The following is a 15,976-nucleotide window of genomic DNA, read 5'->3' as shown; positions in this document are numbered from 1 at the left end:
CCGTGGTCGACGATTTCGGACAAGGTCTTGAATCGGGCCGAAGACAGTTGCTACCGGCCTGACACGGGGAGACCAGACAAGACATGGCGCGTTTCATCTTCATCACCGGCGGGGTGGTTTCCTCTCTGGGCAAGGGTCTGGCGTCGGCGGCGCTTGGCGCCCTTCTGCAGGCGCGCGGCTATACGGTGCGCCTCCGCAAGCTCGATCCCTACCTGAACGTCGATCCCGGCACGATGTCGCCCTTCGAGCACGGCGAGGTCTTCGTGACCGACGACGGCGCGGAGACCGACCTCGACCTCGGCCATTACGAACGCTTCACCGGCGTCGCGGCGCGCAAGACCGATTCCGTCAGTTCCGGGCGCATCTACTCCAACGTGCTCGAGAAGGAGCGGCGCGGCGACTATTTGGGAAAGACGATCCAGGTCATTCCGCACGTCACCAACGAAATCAAGGACTTCATCCGCATCGGCGAGGACGAGGTCGATTTCATGCTCTGCGAGATCGGCGGCACCGTCGGCGACATCGAGGGCCTGCCCTTCTTCGAGGCGATCCGGCAATTCGCGCAGGAAAAACCGCGCGGCCAATGCCTGTTCATGCACCTCACGCTCCTGCCCTACATCAAGGCCTCGGGCGAGCTGAAGACCAAGCCCACGCAGCATTCGGTCAAGGAACTTCGCTCGATCGGACTGGCGCCCGACATCCTCGTCTGCCGGTCCGAAGGCGTGATCCCCGCCAAGGAGCGCGAGAAGCTCGCTCTGTTCTGCAACGTGCGGCCCGATGCCGTGATCGCCGCGCAGGACCTGGCCTCGATCTACGAGGCGCCGCTTGCCTATCACCGCGAGGGGCTGGACCAGGCGGTGCTCGACGCCTTCCAGATCAGCCCCGCGCCCCGGCCCGACCTTTCGCGGTGGGAAGACGTGGCCGACCGTATCAACAACCCCGAGGGCGAGGTGCGCGTGGCCATCGTCGGCAAGTACACGCAGCTCGAGGACGCCTACAAGTCGATCGCCGAGGCGCTGACCCATGGCGGCATGGCCAACCGCGTCAAGGTGATCTCGGAATGGATCGACGCCGAGATCTTCGAGCGCGAGGACCCCGCGCCCTATCTCGAGGAATTCGACGCGATCCTCGTGCCCGGTGGCTTCGGCGAGCGCGGCACCGAGGGCAAGATCAAGGCCGCTGAATTCGCGCGCACGCGCAAGGTGCCCTATCTCGGGATCTGTCTCGGGATGCAGATGGCGGTCATCGAGACGGCGCGGAACCTTGCGGAACTGGGCGACGCGGGATCCGAGGAATTCGACCACGAGGCCGGAAAAAAGCGTTTCACGCCAGTGGTCTACCACCTGAAGGAATGGGTTCAGGGCAATTACAAGGTCACGCGCAAGGCCGATGACGACAAGGGCGGGACAATGCGCCTCGGCGCCTATGACGCCGTTCTGACGGAGGGCTCGCGCGTCGCCGAGGTCTATGGGACGACCGCCATCGAGGAACGCCACCGCCACCGTTACGAGGTCGATATCAAGTATCGCGACGCGCTGGAGGATAAAGGCCTCGTCTTCTCGGGGATGTCGCCCGACGGCCGCCTTCCCGAGATCGTCGAGGTGAAGGATCACCCCTGGTTCATCGGCGTGCAGTTCCACCCCGAACTGAAGTCCAAACCCTTCGAGCCTCATCCCCTGTTCCGCGACTTCGTGCGCGCGGCCAAGGAAAACTCGCGTCTGGTCTGACCGGCGCGGGCGTCACTCGGCCGCGTGGCGGAACGAGGCCTGCACCTCGTCGCGGATGATCGTGGCGATCAGGCCCGCGTCCTCGACCGTGAACGTCAGCGGAAGGCGCATGTCGATCAGTCCCGCGAGGATCTCGTCGGTGCGCGGCAGCCTTTGCGGCGGGGCGTAGCGCCAGCTGTCGTAGCGCGAGGTGAAGGCCACCGGCTCCGCCGCGCCGAACCACTTCAGTTCGACCCCGCGCGCGGCGCAGGCCGCAAGGATGTCGCGTATCCGGCCCTCGGTGAAGCCGGGCAGAAGGAACTGGATCGAAGAGCCGACGATGCCCTCACGGGGGTCGCGCTCGATCACGCGCAGGCCGGGCGTGTTGCGAAGTCCCTCCTCGACCGTGGCATAAAGCGCGTTCCAGCGCGCCACCCGATCCGACAGGCCTTGCAGCTGCACGCGCAGGATCGCGGCCCTCAGATGGTCCATCCGGCCAGATACGTTGGGCGTTTCAAGCTTTACCTTTTCGAACGTATCCACAGGGGGTCGGGCGCGATGTCGGGCATAAAGCATGTAGCTTCCCGACAATATGATCGCTCTCGCCATCAGCTCCGCATCGTCCGAGACAAGCAGCCCGCCCTCGCCCGAATTGATGTGCTTGTAGGTCTGGGTCGAGTAGCACCCGACCCGCCCGTGCCGCCCGGAGGGCACGCCGTTCCACGTCGCGCCCATCGTGTGGGCGCAATCCTCAACGACCTCGACGCCGAGCCTCGTGCACAGCTCCATGAGACGATCCATGTCGCAGATGTGGCCACGCATGTGGCTGAGCAGGAGCACCTTCGCCCCGCTCGCCGCCGCCTTGCCCGCGAGGTCGTCGATGTCGATGGTCAGCGCCCCGGTCGTCTCGACGAACACGGGCTCGGCGCCGACGCTCGCGATGGCGCCGGGCACCGGGGCGAGCGTGAAGCCGTTTGACAGAACACGGTCGCCGTGGCCGACGCCCATCGCCCGCAACGCGCAGGACATCGCGTAACCGCCCGAGGCGACGGCGAGGCAATAGCGCGCGCCCGTCAAGGCCGCGAATTCCTCCTCCAGAAGCGCGGTCTCGCCCGCTTCGTCCGGCGCGAGGTTGTAGCGGTGAAGCCGCCCCGAGCGCATGACCGCGACCGCCGCCTCGATGGCGGCGTCCGGGATCGGCTCCTGCTGGGTGAAGCTGCCTTTGAAGACCGGTTCTTCCATGCTCCGCACAATCCGCAGGCGCACCGGCGCGGTCAAGCCCGTCTCAGGGCAGAAGGCGGGCCACAAGGGCTTCGAGTTCGTCGAAATGCCCGAGAAGGGCCTCGGCGCCGAACTGGCGGACGCCCTCGCCGTCGGGCCCGAATGTGACGAGCGCGCAAGGAACGCCGGCCGCGCGCGCGGTGTTGCGGTCGGTCTCGGTATCGCCCACGAGGAACGAGCGTTCTGGCACGCCCCCCGCCCGCTCCACCGCCGCGAGGTAGGGTGCGGGGTCGGGCTTGCGCACGGGCAGCGTGTCCGCGCCCACGAGCGCGTCGAACAGCGGCGCGAGGCCCAGCGCCTCGACAAGGCGGATCGCAAGGCCCTCGGGCTTGTTGGTGCAGATGCCCGTCGCCACGCCCGCCTCGCGCAGACGGGCGACCGCCTCGGCCGCGCCGGGATAGAGGCGGGTGTGGACGTTCAGCGCCGCGCCATACGCCTCGAGCAGGAGCGGGTAGCCGCGCTCGACCAGCGCCTCGGCGTCCGCCAGCGCCAGCCGACGCGCGGCGAGCGCCAGCATCGCGCGCCCGCCCCGGAAGGCGGTGGCGTCGTCCCGGCCCGCGAGCAGCTGCGGCGCATGGCCCAGCGCCCCGAGGGCGGCGTTTGCCGAGGCGATGAGGTCGCCCGCCGTGTCCGCCAGGGTCCCGTCGAGATCGAAGATCACCGTTCGCCGCATGGTCCCTCGCCGGACCGCCATAGGCGGCCTTTCGCGCATTTCTGAAACACCCTGTCGGGCAAAGTTACCGGCGGGCTTATTGCCTGCCATCCGGCCCCTTGTTAGGACGCTTGGAAAACGAGGGAAAGCAGCTTTCATGGCAGACACGTCCGACCGCCCCGCCGCCCTCGTGGTGCTGGCCGCGGGTGCCGGCACGCGAATGAACTCCGAGCTTCCCAAGCCGCTGCACGAGCTGGGTGGCCTGCCGATCCTCGCACACGCCCTGAACGCTGGCCTCGCGCTGGAGCCGTCGCGCACCGTCGTGGTCACGGGCCACGGCGCCGATGCGGTCGAGGCCATGGTGGCGCACACCGCCCCCGAGGCCGTCTGCGTGCGCCAGACCGAGCAGCTGGGCACCGGGCACGCGGTGCTTCAGGCCGCCCCCGCGCTTGCGGGCTTCGAAGGCGACGCCGTCGTCCTTTATGCCGATACGCCCTTCGTCACCGCCGAGACCCTGTCGCGGATGCGCGCCGCACGGGATGCGCACGATGTCGTGGTGCTGGGGTTCGAGGCCGACGATCCGGGCCGCTACGGGCGCCTCGTGATGGAGGGCGAGCGCCTTCTGCGCATCGTCGAGGCGAAGGACGCGACGCCCGCCGAACTCGCGATCACGCGCTGCAACTCGGGGCTTCTGGCCGCGGATGCGCGCGTCCTGATGGACCTTCTCGCGCGGATCGAGCCGCACAACGCGGCCGGCGAATACTACCTGACCGATCTTGCGGAACTGGCCGTGGCCGAGGGGCTTTCGGCGACCGCAATCCTCTGTCCCGAGGCCGAGACGCTCGGCATCAACTCGCGCGCCGAGCTGGCGCAGGCCGAGGCGCGGCTTCAGGCGGCGATGCGCGCCGGGATGATGGAATGCGGCGTGACCCTGACATGGCCCGACAGCGTGATCTTCGCCGCCGACACGATCGTCGGCCGCGACGCGATCGTCGAGCCGCATGTCGTCTTCGGGCCCGGCGTCACCGTCGAAAGCGGCGCGCGCATCCGCGCGTTCTCGCACCTCGAGGGCTGCCACGTCTCGGCGGGGGCGGTGGTCGGCCCCTACGCCCGGCTGCGCCCCGACGCCGAGATCGGCAACGACGCGCGGATCGGGAACTTCGTCGAGGTGAAGTCCGCCACCATCGGCGACGGCGCAAAGGTCAACCATCTCAGCTACATCGGCGACGCCAAGATCGGCGATGGCGCGAACGTGGGCGCGGGCACCGTCACCTGCAACTACGACGGCGTGATGAAGCATCGCACCGTGGTGGGCCGCAACGCCTTCATCGGCTCGGACACGATGCTGGTCGCGCCCGTGACCGTGGGCGACCGGGCGATGACCGCCTCGGGGTCGGTGATCACGCAGGACGTGCCCGACGGCGCGCTGGCGCTGGCGCGCGCGAAACAGGTGAACAAGCCGGGCTTCGCCATTCGGCTGATGGACCGCCTCCGGGCGATCAAGGCAAGTAAAAAGAAGGGTTGAGCCATGTGCGGTATCGTCGGAATCCTGTCCAGCCACGAGGTCGCGCCGGTCCTGCTGGAGGCGCTGAAACGGCTGGAATACCGCGGCTACGACAGCGCGGGCATCGCCACGGTGCAGAACGGCGCGCTGGACCGCCGCCGGGCGGTCGGCAAGCTGCACAACCTGTCCGACCTTCTGGTCTACGATCCCCTGCCCGGACGGGTCGGGATCGGCCATACGCGGTGGGCGACGCATGGCGGCCCGACGGTGAAGAACGCCCATCCGCACCGCGCGGGCAGCGTCGTCGTCGTCCATAACGGCATCATCGAGAACTACCGGGCGCTTCAGGCCCGCCTCGGCGATCGCAGCTTCGAAAGCGACACCGACACCGAGACGGTCGCGCATCTGTGCGAAAGCTTCATCGCCGCCGGGATGTCTCCGCGGGCCGCGGCCGCCGAGACGCTGAAGCACCTCGAGGGCGCCTTCGCGCTGGCCTTCCTGTTCGAGGGCGAGGAGGATCTGATCGTTGCGGCGCGCAAGGGCTCGCCGCTCGCCATTGGGCATGGCGACGGCGAGATGTTCGTGGGCTCGGACGCCATCGCGCTCGCCCCGCTGACCGATACGATCACCTACCTCGAGGAGGGCGACTACGCCTTCGTCACCCGGGACGGCGCCGAGATCCGCGACGCCGACGGCAAGCTCGCCAACCGCGAGGCGCGCGCGATCCGCGCGCAGGCGGCCATGGTCGACAAGGCCGGACACAAGCATTTCATGGCCAAGGAGATCTTCGAGCAGCCGACCGTCCTGTCGGAATGCCTGTCCTACTACGCGCCCGGCGACCGCGTGGAGATCCAGGAGAACGTCGATTTCAGCCAGACAGACAGGCTGGTGATGGTGGCCTGCGGCACCGCCCACTACGCCTGTCTCGTCGCGAAATACTGGTTCGAGCAGCTTGCGGGCCTGCCCTGCGACGTCGATATCGCATCCGAATTCCGCTACCGCGAGCCGCCGGTATCGGACCGTTCCACCGCGCTTTTCGTCAGCCAGTCCGGCGAGACGGCGGACACGCTCGCGGCGCTCCGCTACGTGCGCGGCAAGGCGCGGACGGTGATGTCGCTGGTGAACGTGGCCGAAAGCTCGATCGCGCGCGACAGCGACGTCGCGCTGCCGATCATGGCCGGCGTCGAGATCGGCGTGGCCTCGACCAAGGCCTTCATGAACCAGCTCGGCGCGCTTGCGAACCTCGCCATCCTGGCGGGCCGCCAGCGCGGGCACCTCACCGCCGAGCGGGAGGCGGAGCTGGTCGCCACACTGCGCTCGCTGCCGGCGCTGATCAACCAGGCGCTCGCGCTCGAGGACCGCATCAAGACGCAGACCGGCCGCATCGCCGAGGCGCAGACCGTCCTGTTCCTCGGTCGTGGCCCGATGTATCCGATGGCGCTGGAGGGCGCGCTGAAACTGAAGGAAATCAGCTACATCCACGCCGAGGGCTATGCCAGCGGCGAACTCAAGCACGGGCCCATCGCGCTGATCGACAAGACCGTGCCGGTGATCGTCCTCGCCCCGCGCGACGGGCTGTTCGACAAGACGGTGTCGAACATGCAGGAGGTTCTCGCACGGGACGGGCGCGTGTGGCTGGTGAGCGACGCGGACGGGATCGGTGCGGCGGGCGCCGACGCGTGGGAGACGCTCGTGATGCCGAGCGTGGACCCGATCTTCGCCCCGATGCTCTATGCCGTGCCGGCGCAGCTGATCGCCTATCACACGGCCCTGCACAAGGGCACTGACGTGGACCAGCCGCGCAACCTGGCGAAATCCGTGACGGTGGAATGAGCCGCCTCGGGCCGCCCGACCTGACCCTTTCGGGGCGCCATGTGCGCCTCGTCCCGCTCGACCCCGCCCATGCGCCAGCGCTGTCGGAGGCGAGCGCCGAGGGGCGGCTGTCGGAGCTTTGGTACACCAGCGTGCCGTCCCGCGAGGGCATGGCCGCCGAGATCGACAGGCGGCTTCGGCTGCGCGCGGTCGGATCGATGATCCCCTTCGCGACCTGCGACGCGGGCGGCCGGCCGGTCGGCATGACGACCTTCATGAACATCGACCACGCCACCCCGAGGGTCGAGATCGGCTCGACCTGGATCGCACCCTCGGCGCAGCGCGGGCCGCTGAACACCGAGGCCAAGCGGCTGATGCTGGGCCATGCCTTCGACGTCTGGGGCTGCACCGCCGTGGAATTCAGGACGCACCGGCTGAACCTTCAGTCGCGGCGCGCGATCGAGCGGCTGGGCGCGCAGTTCGACGGCATCCTGCGCGCGCACATGCGGCTGCCGAACGGAACGATCAGGGATACTGCGGTCTATTCGATCACCGCGCCCGAATGGCCGGCGGTGCGCGCGCATCTGGACTGGCAGATCGCGCGGCCGCGATGACCCTGGACGAGGCACTGGCGGCCCTTCGCGCGCAGGCCGACCCTGACCGCGCCGCCGGGATGCGGGCCTACCACAAGGCCGACCGGGTCTATCTGGGGCTTTCCAACACCGCCGTGACCGACCTTGCGACGGAGTGGCGCCGCGCGCTCGGACTTCCCGAGCGCGTGGCGCTGGCCCGGGGCCTTTGGGAAACCGACATCTTCGAGGCGCGCATCGCGGCGGGGAAGCTGTTTGTGCAGGCGCGCATCCGCCCCGACGACGGCCCGGCCTGGGACTGCCTGACGGGCTTCGTGCCGGACTTCGACAGCTGGGCCATCGCGGATGCCGTCGCGCAGGCGGGCCAGAAGCGCGTGGCCGCGCGGCCGGCGCGGCTGGACGAGATCGAGGGCCGGACGACGTCGGACCACATGTGGACGCGGCGCGCGGCCCTCGTCTTCGCCCTGCCCTTCACGAAGTCGCGCCATCCCCGGCCCGACGAGGAGGCCGCGCGGGACCGCGTGCTGGGCTGGTGCGCGTCGCTCGCCGATGACCCGGACCGCTTCGTGCAGAAGGCCGTCGCGTGGTGGGTGCGCGATCTGTCGAGGAAGGACGAGGCGCGCGCCCGCGCCTTCCTCGAGGCGCATGGCGCACGCATGAAGCCCTGGGCCCGCAAGGAGGCGGCGCGGCATCTCCCCGCCTAGGCGTCAGACCTGCGGCACCCCGCCCTGCAGGACGGTCACGAGCCACTCCCGGTCGATGTTTCCGCCACACAGTATGACGGCGACCTTCCTGCCCCGCATCCGCTCGCGTTCCTGCAGGAGCGCGGCCAGCGGCGCCGCGCCCGCGCCCTCCGCGAGGTTGTGGGTGTCGGTGTGGTAGATGCGGATCGCCTCGGCGACCTCGGCATCAGACACGGCGAGGATGCGGGCGGCCTTCCTTCCGTAGATCTCGAGGGCCTCGGCCATCGGCACGCGGACCGCCATTCCGTCGGCGAAGGTGCGCGCGCTGTCGGTCTCGATGAGCCGCCCCGCCTCGGCCGAAAGCTTAGCGGTCGGCGCATGTTCCGAGACGACGCCGACGATCTCGGCCTTCGCGCCGAGCGCGTCGCGGGCAAGGATCGTGCCGCAGATGCCCGAGCCGCAGCCGATCGGAACGTAGACGGCGTCGAGGTCGGGCACGGCCGAGAACAGCTCGTAGCCATAGGTCGCGACGCCGCGCACCAGCTCCTGGTGGAAGGGCGGGACGATGAACAGGTTCTCCTCGGCGGCCACGCGGTAGGCCTCCTCGCGGGCGGTGTCGAAATCCTCGCCGAACTCGATCAGCTCGGCGCCGAAGGCGCGCATCGCCGCGTTCTTCTCGGTGGAGTTGCCGCGCGGGACGTAGACTTTCGCGGCGAGCCCCGCGGATGTCGCGGCCCAGGCCTGTCCCTGGCCGTGATTTCCCCGGGTCGCCGTGCAGATGCCGCGCGCCTCCGGGTGCGTGCGTGTCAGCCAGTCGATGAAGGTCAGCGCGCCGCGCACCTTGAACGAGCCCGTGGGCGTATGGTTCTCGTGCTTGACGAAGACCTGCGCGCCGGTGCGCCCGGCAAGGAGAGGCCAGGCGTGCTGAGGGGTCGGCGGCATTGCGGCCGTGACGAGGCGGTGGGCGGCCTCGAGGTCGTCTTTCGTGAAGTGCATCGCGCGCTCCGTGATGGCTGGACCGAGCCTCGCGCGGGCGGCGGGAGGTTGCAAGCCTCGCCGCGACCGCCTAGCCATTGCGCAACATGCCACCACGACACCGGGGAAGCCTTCCATGACAATCGTGATCACGGGCGCGAACCGCGGGATCGGAGCCGGGCTTGCCGAGGCGTATCGCGCACGCGGCGAGGCGGTGATCGCGGCGGCGCGGTCGGGGGGCGACGTGACGCTGGACGTCACGGACCCGGCCTCGGTCGCGGCGCTTGCCGACGGGCTGGGCGACAGGGCCGTCGAGCTTCTGATCTGCAACGCGGGCGTCTATGCCGACAAGGGCGAGCGCCTGGCGGACGGGTTCGCGCCCGAGATGTGGGCCGAGACGTTCGCGGTCAACGTCACGGGCGTCTTCCTGACGGTGCAGGCCCTGGTGCCGCACCTCGCGCGGGCCGCCGCGCCGCGCATCGCCATCGTGTCGAGCCAGATGGGATCCAACATGCGCGCCAACGGCGGGAGCTACATCTACCGTGCGTCGAAGGCGGCGGCGACCAACCTGGGACGCAACCTCGCGCGGGACCTTGCCCCGCGCGGGATCGCCGTCGGCATCTACCATCCCGGCTGGGTGCGGACGGACATGGGCGGCTCGGACGCGGACATCGCGCTGGAGGAAAGCGTGGCGGGGCTCGTGGCGCGCTTCGACGCGTTGTCGCTCGAGACGACGGGGGCCTTCCTGACCTGGGACGGGCGGGAGCACCCGTACTGAAACGCGCGGCCCGGGGGCCTGTGGCGCGCGGGAGACGCGTATTTGGAGAAAGATGAAGGAGCGGGCCCTTATCCGGCCGTGACGCGCGTGGCCCTTGCGGCATCGTGCGCCGGGCCGTAAGACGCGCGGCGATCGACAAGCGGGGCCCTGAAGTGGCCGGGATGCGGGGGACGGGGCGGATGCCCATACTCGTGATGAAATTCGGCGGCACCTCCGTCGCCACGCTCGACCGGATCAGGCGGGCCGCCAAGCGCGTGGGCCGCGAGGTGGCCAACGGCTACGACGTGATCGTCATCGTCTCGGCGATGGCGGGCCGGACGAACGAGCTGGTCGGGTGGGTCGAGGAGACCTCGCCGCTGTTCGACGCGCGGGAATACGACGCCGTCGTGTCCTCGGGCGAGAACGTGACGGCAGGCCTGATGGCGCTGACGCTCCAGGAAATGGACGTGCCCGCTCGGAGCTGGCAGGGCTGGCAGGTCCCGCTGAAGACCACGTCTGCCCACGCCTCGGCCCGGATCGAGGAGATCCCGCCCGAGAACATCTTGGCGAAGTTCGCCGAGGGGATGCGCGTCGCCGTCGTGGCGGGCTTCCAGGGCGTTAGCCCCGAGGGGCGGATCACGACGCTCGGGCGCGGGGGATCGGACACGACGGCGGTGGCCTTCGCCGCGGCCTTCGGCGCGGAGCGCTGCGACATCTACACCGATGTGGACGGCGTCTACACGACCGATCCGCGCATAACGTCCAAGGCGCGCAAGCTCGACCGGATCGCCTTCGAGGAAATGCTGGAGCTGGCATCCCTCGGGGCCAAGGTCTTGCAGACGCGATCCGTCGAGCTTGCCATGCGCTACAACGTGAAGCTTCGCGTGCTGTCGAGCTTCGAGGAACCAGGCGAGGAGGCAGGCACGCTGGTCTGCCCCGAGGAGGATATCGTGGAAAGCAATGCCGTGGCCGGTGTGGCCTATTCGCGCGACGAGGCGAAGCTGACGCTGACGGACGTGGAGGACCGCCCGGGCATCGCGGCGGCGATCTTCGGACCGCTCGCGGAGGCGGGCGTGAACGTGGACATGATCGTGCAGAACATTTCGGACGGGGGCATGACCGACATGACCTTCTCCTGCCCGATCGCCGAGGTGAAGCGCGCCCAGGCCGCGCTGGCCGAGGCGCGGGAGAAGGGCGAGATCGACTTTGCCGGCGTGGTCGCCGACACGGACGTGGCCAAGGTCTCGATCGTGGGCATCGGGATGCGCAGCCACGCCGGCGTCGCGGCGCGGATGTTCCAGACCCTGCGGGACGAGGGGATCAACATCAAGGTGATCACCACCTCCGAGATCAAGGTGAGCGTGCTGATCGACCGGAAATACATGGAACTGGCGGTGCAGGCGCTCCACGACGCGTTCGGGCTGGACCGGGCCGCCTGACGCGGCCATGCGCGGCGCGCAAGGTGGCGTTGCGCGATCCGGGCCTTCACGCGCCAAGGCCCCGGGACCATCTTGCCGGCCGAGGGAGGAAACCGGCGCAGATCCCTTGCGAGGTTTCCATGACGACACACGTTTCCGGATTTCGCGGCGCGGCCCCCATGGGCCGTGTGGCGGACAGCCTGCGCGCCGCGTTGCGCGCCCTCGGACGCGCGAGCCGGGCGCAGGCGAGGCTCGACCGCCTTCGGCGCCTCAGCGCCCTCGACGACGAGGCGCTCGCGCGGCGCGGCCTTTCGCGCGAGGGGCTGGTCCGCCACGTCTTCGCCGACGCCCTGTGGGACTGACGCCGGGCGACTGACACGGGGCGACTGACACGGGGCGACTGACACGGCGCGACTGACACGGGGCGACGCGCCGGGATCCTGTCAGGCACCCGGCGCATCGCGATCGTCGCGCATTCTCATGCGAGCGACCCGGCCGTGAGCCACGCCGTCGCGGCGAGGCCCGAGGCGAGGGTCCGGACGTGGTTCAGCCGCGTCCACCGCCGCGCATATGCGGGCCAGTAGCCGGCCGCGCCGCCCGCGTCCGACAGCCGGTCGAGCCGCTGGTTCATCGGCACGTTTCCGAGGCCCGTCACAGCCATGACCCCCGCGAGATAGGCGCCCGTGCCGGCAAGCGTCCAGAGCGTCGCCGCCCCGTCCAGGACCGTCATCGCGGCCAGCGACAAAAGCACCGAGCCCGGCACGAACCCGATCAGGAGCGCCATGAAGACCGAGCGGTAGACGGTTCGGTTGAGCCCGACCATGCCCGCCGCGCCGCCGCCGTCCCGCGCCAGCACGAGACCGCGCATCACGAAGTCCGAGAAGCTGAGGAAGACGCCCGCGACAAGCGCCATCAGGAAGCCAGCGGCGGTGAGAAGGATGTCCATCCTGTTTCCCTCCCCTCAGCTCGAAAGACCGACGGCGCGGTTGAGATAGGTGCGGTCCACGACCTGCCGTCCGAGAAACCGCGCGAGGTCGGCGCGGCGGATCCTGAGGTCGAGGCCGCGCGCTGTCGGCGGCACGTCCTCGATCACCGGACGGCGCGTGGGCGCGTCGGTGAAGGCGCCGGGGCGCACGATGGTCCAGTCGAGGCCGCTTGCCTCCACCAGCCGTTCCTGCAGTTCGTGGTCGCGGAACACCGGCGCGAGCAGCAGGCCGAACATCACGCGCTTCCACCAGAAGTTCAGCGTGTCCCAGCTTTCGCGGGCGCCGAGCGTGGATTGCACGATCAGGCGGCGTGGACCGTGTTCGTGCATCGCGCGGATGATGTTGAGGGTGCCCTCCGAACGGATCCGCGACCGGCGCGACGCGCCCGCACCCAGAAGCACGAGCACCGCGTCCTGCCCTTTCACGGCCTCCGCGACGTCGCCACGGTTCAGCGCGTCGCCCGCGCGGAACTCGAGGGCGGGATGCTCGAGACCGGGCTTTTCGGGCCGGCGGGCGAACGCGGTGACGGCATGGCCCGCGGCGAGCAATTCGGAGACCGCAAGGCGGCCCACGGTACCGGTGGCCCCGAAGACGATGACATTCATGTTGCTGTCCTTTCCAGTGATTTCTTGACACCATGTCAAGTTGACACGGCGTCAAATACGAGTCACTTTACGCCATGTCAAGAAAAACCGACGAAACCCGCGAACGCATCCTTCGGGCGACCCTGGACCTTCTCGCCTCGGGCAGCCCGGAGCGGACGCGCATGTCCGACATCGCGCGCGCCTCGGGCCTCTCGCGCCAGGCGCTCTACCTGCATTTCCCGAACCGGGCCGACCTGCTCGTCGCGGCGACACGGCACCTCGACGACGAGGCCCGCATCGACGCGAGCCTGGCCGAAAGCCGGGCCGCGGCGACGGGCGAGGTACGGCTCGCGGCCTTCATCCGGGCGTGGGGCGGACATATCCCGGTGATCTACCCCGTCGGGCGCGCCCTGATGGCGATGCAGGACAGCGACGCCGAGGCCCGCGCGGCGTGGTCCGGCCGGATGGAGGCCGTGCGCCAAGGCTGCGCAGCGGCGGTGGCGGCGCTCGAGCGCGATGGCGCCCTGCGGGCGGACCTGACGCGCGAGACGGCGACGGACCTCCTTGCCGGGCTCCTGTCGGTGCCGGTGTGGGCGCATCTGACGCGCGGCTGCGGCTGGACGCAGGAGGCCTACCTCGCCGAGACGCTTCGGCTGTCGCGCTGCGCGCTGATGGCGAACCCCTGACCCTCCATCGGTCGTTGCGCCGCAACGCCACCTCGGGCTATGCCTGTCCCCCGGTGCAGGCACCAGAACGGGCGCGTCGGGACGGGGACAATGGTCCAGCAAAGCGAAAGCGAAAGCCGCAAGCTTCTGTCGCGCTTGCAGGCCGTCATGGCCGAGCCTGTCGAGGGACAGGAGCGGCTGGACAAGATCACCCATCTCATCGCCGATTCGATGGGCTCGGAGGTCTGTTCGATCTACCTTCTGCGCGACCCCGAGACGCTGGAGCTTTGCGCGACGCAGGGCCTCGCACCGGAGGCCGTGCACGTCACGCGGATGCGCATCGGCGAGGGCCTCGTGGGGCGCGTCGCGCGCTTCGCGACGCCCATCAACGCCGCCAATGCGCCGTCGATGCGGGGTTTCCGCTACATGCCCGAAACGGGCGAGGAGCGATATTCGTCCTTCCTCGGCGTGCCGATCATGCGCCTTGGCGAACGGCTCGGGGTTCTGGTGGTGCAGTCCAAGGAAGAACGCGAGTTCTCCGAGGACGAGGTCTACGCTCTCGAGGTCGTGGCGATGGTGCTGGCCGAGATGACGGAGCTTGGCGCCTTCATCGGCGAGGGCGCCGCGCTGAAGGAGCGGCACAAGTCGCAGGTCATGATCCGCGGCGGTTGCGCGCAGGAAGGCGCCGCGATGGGCCATGTCTGGCTGCACGAGCCGCGCGTGGTCGTGACCAAACCCGTGGCCGAGGATCCCGCGACCGAACTCGAGCGGCTGCGCGCCGCCGTGGATGAGCTTCGCACCAATGTCGACCGGATGCTGACCCACGTCATGCCGGGGGACGCCGAGCAGCGCGAGGTGCTGGAGGCGTACCGGATGTTCGCTCGATCGCGCGGCTGGATGCGGCGGATGGAAGAGGACATCAGCCGCGGCCTATCGGCCGAGGCGGCCGTCGAGAAGGAGCAATCGACCGCCCGCGCGCGCATGGAAACGGTGCCCGACGCCTACCTGCGCGAACGGCTTCACGATCTCGACGATCTGTCGAACAGGCTGCTGCGGCTGCTGACCGGACAGGGCCGGGACACCGGCGCCGAGCTTCCTGACGACCCGATCCTCGTGGCCCGCAACATCGGACCTGCGGAACTTCTGGATTACGGCAGGCGGCTGAAGGGGGTCGTGCTGGAGGAAGGCTCGGTCGGCAGCCATGCCGCGATCGTGGCGCGCGCCCTCGCCATCCCGCTGGTGATCAACGCGAGGCGCATCACCACCGAGGCGCTGAACGGCGACTTCATCCTCGTGGACGGCGACGAGGGCGTGGTGCACCTGCGCCCCGAGGACACCGTCGCCTCGGCCTTTCGCGACAAGCTCGCCATGCAGGCCGAGGCGCAGGAGCGCTACGCCTCGATCCGAGACAAGCCCGCACAGGCCCTCTGCGGCACCGTGATCTCGCTTTTCATGAACGCGGGCCTGATGGCGGACCTGCCCTCGCTGCCTTCGTCGGGCGCCGAGGGCGTCGGGCTGTTCCGCACCGAGCTGCAATTCCTGACGCGCAACAAGGTGCCGCGGCGGGGCGAGTTGGCCGCGCTTTATGCGCGCGTCATGGACGCGGCGAAGGGCAAGCCGGTCGTGTTCCGCACGCTCGACATCGGCTCGGACAAGGTCCTGCCCTACATGAAGCCGACCGAAGAGCCGAACCCGGCGCTGGGCTGGCGGGCGATCCGCGTGGGCCTCGACAAGCCCGGCGTGATGCGGATGCAGCTTCAGGCGCTGATCCGGGCGGCGAACGGACGGCCGCTGACGGTGATGTTCCCCTTCATCGCCCAGCTCGAGGAATTCACCCGAGCCCGCGACCATCTGATGCGCGAGCTGGACCGCGAGGCCGCGCTCGGGCACGTCCTGCCGAAGAAGGTCGAGGTGGGCGCGATGCTCGAGACGCCGAGCCTCGCCTTCGCGCCCCGGCACTTCTTCGAGCTGGCCGATTTCATCTCGATTGGCGGCAACGACCTGAAGCAGTTCTTCTTCGCCGCCGACCGCGAGAACGAGCGGGTGCGGCGGCGCTACGACACGTTGAACGTCTCGTTCCTGACCTTCATCGAGCAGATCGTGGAGCGCTGCGCGGCGACAGGCACCCCGGTCAGCTTCTGCGGCGAGGACGCGGGGCGGCCGGTCGAGGCCGTCTGCTTCGCCGCGATGGGGCTGCGCTCGCTGTCGATGCGGCCAGCCTCGATCGGGCCGGTCAAGTCGCTGTTGCGGCGCGTCGACCTCGTGGAGGCGCGAAACGTCATAGACGAGGCCCGCGCAAGCGGCGCGCAGTCGGTCCGGCCGGCCGTGATGGACTGGCTCAAGCGGACCGCCTGAGCGGCCCT

General features: G+C 69.4%; 15 protein-coding genes. 10 read left to right on the top strand and 5 right to left on the bottom strand.

The features are described 5' to 3' along the window. Window positions 1-83 precede the first annotated feature (83 nt). Window positions 84-1,727 (top strand): CTP synthase, encoded by a 1,644-nt coding sequence (gene pyrG / locus P6F26_RS08885; protein WP_278028322.1) that lies wholly within the window; start codon window positions 84-86, stop codon window positions 1,725-1,727. A gap of 12 nt (window positions 1,728-1,739) precedes the next feature. On the opposite strand, the gene P6F26_RS08880 is transcribed toward pyrG, so the two are convergent. Next, on the bottom strand, window positions 1,740-2,948 hold the full coding sequence (locus P6F26_RS08880) for a DegT/DnrJ/EryC1/StrS family aminotransferase (RefSeq protein WP_278028321.1): 1,209 nt from the start codon (window positions 2,946-2,948) through the stop codon (window positions 1,740-1,742). A 43-nt stretch (window positions 2,949-2,991) separates the two neighbouring features. Beyond that, window positions 2,992-3,660 (bottom strand): HAD-IA family hydrolase, encoded by a 669-nt coding sequence (locus P6F26_RS08875; RefSeq protein WP_278028320.1) that lies wholly within the window; start codon window positions 3,658-3,660, stop codon window positions 2,992-2,994. A gap of 136 nt (window positions 3,661-3,796) precedes the next feature. On the opposite strand from P6F26_RS08875, the gene glmU reads away from it, so the two are divergent. From glmU to P6F26_RS08855, 4 genes are read left to right on the top strand one after another with little or no spacing between them, the layout of a single operon-like run. Further along, window positions 3,797-5,164: a bifunctional UDP-N-acetylglucosamine diphosphorylase/glucosamine-1-phosphate N-acetyltransferase GlmU gene (glmU, locus tag P6F26_RS08870; protein WP_278028319.1), complete on the top strand. Its 1,368-nt coding sequence runs from the start codon at window positions 3,797-3,799 to the stop codon at window positions 5,162-5,164. 3 nt (window positions 5,165-5,167) lie between these two features. Further along, window positions 5,168-6,976 carry a glutamine--fructose-6-phosphate transaminase (isomerizing) gene (glmS, locus tag P6F26_RS08865; protein WP_278028318.1) on the top strand — a complete coding sequence of 603 codons (1,809 nt, stop codon included), beginning with the start codon at window positions 5,168-5,170 and terminating at the stop codon, window positions 6,974-6,976. Continuing rightward, window positions 6,973-7,569 (top strand): GNAT family N-acetyltransferase, encoded by a 597-nt coding sequence (locus tag P6F26_RS08860; protein WP_278028317.1) that lies wholly within the window; start codon window positions 6,973-6,975, stop codon window positions 7,567-7,569. The genes glmS and P6F26_RS08860 overlap by 4 nt, the downstream gene beginning before the upstream one ends. Then, the gene (locus P6F26_RS08855) at window positions 7,566-8,249 is read left to right on the top strand and encodes a DNA alkylation repair protein (protein ID WP_278028316.1); all 684 of its coding nucleotides are present in this window, start codon (window positions 7,566-7,568) and stop codon (window positions 8,247-8,249) included. The genes P6F26_RS08860 and P6F26_RS08855 overlap by 4 nt, the downstream gene beginning before the upstream one ends. 3 nt (window positions 8,250-8,252) lie before the next feature. Here the strand turns inward: P6F26_RS08855 and P6F26_RS08850 are convergent, their stop codons facing one another. Beyond that, the gene (locus P6F26_RS08850) at window positions 8,253-9,224 is read right to left on the bottom strand and encodes a threonine dehydratase (RefSeq protein ID WP_278028315.1); all 972 of its coding nucleotides are present in this window, start codon (window positions 9,222-9,224) and stop codon (window positions 8,253-8,255) included. 115 nt (window positions 9,225-9,339) lie between these two features. Here P6F26_RS08850 and P6F26_RS08845 point away from each other — a divergent pair, with 115 nt between their 5' ends. The 3 genes from P6F26_RS08845 (at window position 9,340) to P6F26_RS08835 (ending at window position 11,740) form a co-directional block, all read left to right on the top strand. Continuing rightward, window positions 9,340-9,981, top strand: a complete 642-nt coding sequence (locus tag P6F26_RS08845; protein WP_278028314.1) for an SDR family oxidoreductase — start codon at window positions 9,340-9,342, stop codon at window positions 9,979-9,981. A gap of 179 nt (window positions 9,982-10,160) precedes the next feature. Beyond that, the gene (locus P6F26_RS08840; RefSeq protein WP_278028313.1) at window positions 10,161-11,399 is read left to right on the top strand and encodes an aspartate kinase; all 1,239 of its coding nucleotides are present in this window, start codon (window positions 10,161-10,163) and stop codon (window positions 11,397-11,399) included. Between the two features lie 119 nt (window positions 11,400-11,518). Continuing rightward, window positions 11,519-11,740 (top strand): DUF1127 domain-containing protein, encoded by a 222-nt coding sequence (locus P6F26_RS08835; protein WP_278028312.1) that lies wholly within the window; start codon window positions 11,519-11,521, stop codon window positions 11,738-11,740. 116 nt (window positions 11,741-11,856) lie between these two features. Here the strand turns inward: P6F26_RS08835 and P6F26_RS08830 are convergent, their stop codons facing one another. Together P6F26_RS08830 and P6F26_RS08825 are read right to left on the bottom strand one after the other, a co-directional pair. Continuing rightward, entirely contained in the window at window positions 11,857-12,324 is a 468-nt protein-coding gene (locus P6F26_RS08830; protein ID WP_278028311.1) for an anthrone oxygenase family protein, read from the bottom strand. A 15-nt stretch (window positions 12,325-12,339) separates the two neighbouring features. Then, window positions 12,340-12,969 (bottom strand): NAD(P)-dependent oxidoreductase, encoded by a 630-nt coding sequence (locus P6F26_RS08825; protein WP_278028310.1) that lies wholly within the window; start codon window positions 12,967-12,969, stop codon window positions 12,340-12,342. Between the two features lie 74 nt (window positions 12,970-13,043). On the opposite strand from P6F26_RS08825, the gene P6F26_RS08820 reads away from it, so the two are divergent. Together P6F26_RS08820 and ptsP are read left to right on the top strand one after the other, a co-directional pair. Beyond that, window positions 13,044-13,634, top strand: coding sequence for a TetR/AcrR family transcriptional regulator (locus tag P6F26_RS08820; RefSeq protein ID WP_278028309.1), 591 nt, complete (start codon window positions 13,044-13,046; stop codon window positions 13,632-13,634). 90 nt (window positions 13,635-13,724) lie between these two features. Continuing rightward, window positions 13,725-15,968, top strand: a complete 2,244-nt coding sequence (ptsP, locus tag P6F26_RS08815) for a phosphoenolpyruvate--protein phosphotransferase (RefSeq protein ID WP_278028308.1) — start codon at window positions 13,725-13,727, stop codon at window positions 15,966-15,968. Window positions 15,969-15,976 lie beyond the last annotated feature (8 nt).

The organism is Roseicyclus salinarum, assembly GCF_029624655.1.
In the GTDB taxonomy this organism is placed as follows: domain Bacteria; phylum Pseudomonadota; class Alphaproteobacteria; order Rhodobacterales; family Rhodobacteraceae; genus Roseibacterium; species Roseibacterium salinarum.
Note: the sequence above shows the minus strand (reverse complement) of the source record. Positions and strands in the feature narration are given on the sequence as shown.

Bases quoted from the DNA above. Each gene is read 5' to 3' on its own strand.
- pyrG (WP_278028322.1), top strand. From the start codon at position 84: ATGGCGCGTTTCATCTTCATCACCGGCGGGGTGGTTTCCTCTCTGGGC.
- P6F26_RS08845 (WP_278028314.1), top strand. From the start codon at position 9,340: ATGACAATCGTGATCACGGGCGCGAACCGCGGGATCGGAGCCGGGCTT.
- P6F26_RS08840 (WP_278028313.1), top strand. From the start codon at position 10,161: ATGCCCATACTCGTGATGAAATTCGGCGGCACCTCCGTCGCCACGCTC.
- P6F26_RS08835 (WP_278028312.1), top strand. From the start codon at position 11,519: ATGACGACACACGTTTCCGGATTTCGCGGCGCGGCCCCCATGGGCCGT.
- ptsP (WP_278028308.1), top strand. From the start codon at position 13,725: ATGGTCCAGCAAAGCGAAAGCGAAAGCCGCAAGCTTCTGTCGCGCTTG.
- P6F26_RS08820 (WP_278028309.1), top strand. From the start codon at position 13,044: ATGTCAAGAAAAACCGACGAAACCCGCGAACGCATCCTTCGGGCGACC.
- P6F26_RS08875 (WP_278028320.1), bottom strand. From the start codon at position 3,660: ATGCGGCGAACGGTGATCTTCGATCTCGACGGGACCCTGGCGGACACG.
- P6F26_RS08825 (WP_278028310.1), bottom strand. From the start codon at position 12,969: ATGAATGTCATCGTCTTCGGGGCCACCGGTACCGTGGGCCGCCTTGCG.
- glmS (WP_278028318.1), top strand. From the start codon at position 5,168: ATGTGCGGTATCGTCGGAATCCTGTCCAGCCACGAGGTCGCGCCGGTC.
- P6F26_RS08850 (WP_278028315.1), bottom strand. From the start codon at position 9,224: ATGCACTTCACGAAAGACGACCTCGAGGCCGCCCACCGCCTCGTCACG.
- P6F26_RS08855 (WP_278028316.1), top strand. From the start codon at position 7,566: ATGACCCTGGACGAGGCACTGGCGGCCCTTCGCGCGCAGGCCGACCCT.
- glmU (WP_278028319.1), top strand. From the start codon at position 3,797: ATGGCAGACACGTCCGACCGCCCCGCCGCCCTCGTGGTGCTGGCCGCG.
- P6F26_RS08880 (WP_278028321.1), bottom strand. From the start codon at position 2,948: ATGGAAGAACCGGTCTTCAAAGGCAGCTTCACCCAGCAGGAGCCGATC.
- P6F26_RS08860 (WP_278028317.1), top strand. From the start codon at position 6,973: ATGAGCCGCCTCGGGCCGCCCGACCTGACCCTTTCGGGGCGCCATGTG.
- P6F26_RS08830 (WP_278028311.1), bottom strand. From the start codon at position 12,324: ATGGACATCCTTCTCACCGCCGCTGGCTTCCTGATGGCGCTTGTCGCG.